Origin of the sequence: Vibrio genomosp. F6, from assembly GCF_005146325.1 — a bacterium.
Classification (GTDB): domain Bacteria; phylum Pseudomonadota; class Gammaproteobacteria; order Enterobacterales; family Vibrionaceae; genus Vibrio; species Vibrio cortegadensis.
The window spans coordinates 1-1,844 of sequence record NZ_SYUT01000141.1; the positions used below are offsets into that span (position 1 = coordinate 1).

The 1,844-nt window shown below is 43.7% G+C and carries 1 protein-coding gene; it reads right to left on the bottom strand.

Annotated elements, in window-relative coordinates; translation table 11 throughout:
* Positions 1 to 78 precede the first annotated feature (78 nt).
* Positions 79 to 1,404: a group II intron reverse transcriptase/maturase gene (ltrA, locus tag FCV43_RS20180; protein WP_021022522.1), complete on the bottom strand. Its 1,326-nt coding sequence runs from the start codon at positions 1,402 to 1,404 to the stop codon at positions 79 to 81.
* Between the last annotated feature and the right edge of the window lie 440 nt (positions 1,405 to 1,844).

Sequence of the window (1,844 nt, forward strand, 5' to 3'; positions counted from 1 at the left end):
TGGTGAGTAGACCACCGGAACCTCCCCGATAGCCTCTCGCAGAACCGTACGTGAACCTCTCAGCTCATACGGCTCCCATTAAGCCAACGCTGTTCCTAATCCTGCCCGCCAATGAGCGAACAAATGAGGTGCCTGCTCTATCAAGTTACCTATAAACTTGCAGGCGTTGATTTTGTGCTTCCTCAGCCTCTTATATTTTCGTCGAGCCCAACGGATTAACGTTAGATTTATATGACGACCAATGGCAGCCATCGCTGAGCGGTGAAACCGACCATAGTAGTAAATCCAACCTTGTATGATGGGATTTAGCCACTTAGCCATTTCGTTAATGCTCATCTCTGTACGACAGCGAACTCTTAACTTTCTTATCCTATACCTCATGGTCTTTAGAGCAGACTTGCTTACCGCAGGTGAAAAACTCATAAATAGATTATTTCGAATCTTTCCTTTCACTCTTCTGGCTCTGAATGTATACCCTAAGAAATCAAAGCTCGTTGTCTCATAGCTGCCTTTTCGACTGGTATCTTTGCAGTAAACTATCTTGGTTTTGGTTGGATGCAGCTCCAAACCGCAGGCATTAAAACGTAGCTTAAGTACTTTGAACATTTCTTGTGCTTCAAATAAGCTATTGCAATGCAATAACCCATCATCTGCATATCGACACCAAGGCACTTTTGGATAGTGTTTGCTTAACCACTTATCAAACACATAATGCAAGAATAAGTTTGCAAGCACTGGACTGATAATCCCACCCTGTGGCGTTCCCTTGCTTCGCTCTTGTAGCTCACCGTTTGGCATTTGCATTGGAGCAACTAGCCAACGACGAATGTACAACCTAACCCATTCATCTGTGATGTGTTTATCGACAGCTTTAAGTAATAATTCATGCGGAATGTTATCGAATAAACCTTTGATATCAAACTCAAGACACCAGTCATAGCGCCAGCACCTTTTACGAGTTACCGCTATGGCATCTAGCGCAGATTTCTTAGGCCTGTATCCATATGAATCATCTAGAAAGTGTCGCTCCACCTTGTGCTCAAACGACAGTAAAACAGTCATTTGCGCCACTCTGTCACTAACTGTGGGTATTCCAAGCAATCTTTCTCCACCACTTTTCTTTGGTATGGCAACTCCTTTTACTGGAGGTGGCATATAACTCCCTGAAGAAAGGCGGTTCCAGATTTTGTATAGATTACCTTTTAAGTTTTGCTCAAAATCCTGCAGACTTTGATTATCAATTCCTGCAGACCCTCTATTGGCTTTCACGAGCTTATAAGCTTCAGCTACTTGCCATTTATTGATTTGAAAAGGTTTTGTCTCTTCAAGACCAGTCTCCTCCTGTTTATCACAGTTGGACTGACTTGGAGACGGCTTAACGTTGCCCCTTCGCTCCGTATTCATTACAAATACTTCTTCACTACTACGAACAACTCCGCCCCAGTATCATGCGTTGGTACTCTCATACTCATGAATTTAGTCATTTGTATTTCTCCCTTGTCATCATGATGACTGGTTCCCGTGGTTCCTAAAAAGAGCCTGTTGTAAGTTCATGCTTGCTATACGCCGAGCACCACATACTCAACATTCGGAGTTCGCCAGTATGCTGCTCCTGAGATTACACGACGACCTCAGTTTTGATGCTAGTTAGGGATTAACGACGCGTCTACACAAGTTCGGGTTTACTCATCTCCTTACAACTCACCTCACCAAGATTTCTTCCTGACTTTCCTGCAACGCTTCTGACCATTACTCTTAATAACAGCCACTTACAGGCGGTTTAAAGCCGACTTCCGACAGTAGACTTTGAAGGGCCTACCTTCATCTCTTCTTAAGCTTACGCT

What these genes read in the sequence shown, in the direction of transcription:
- ltrA (WP_021022522.1), bottom strand. Translation starts at nt 1,404, where the DNA reads ATGAATACGGAGCGAAGGGGCAACGTTAAGCCGTCTCCAAGTCAGTCC.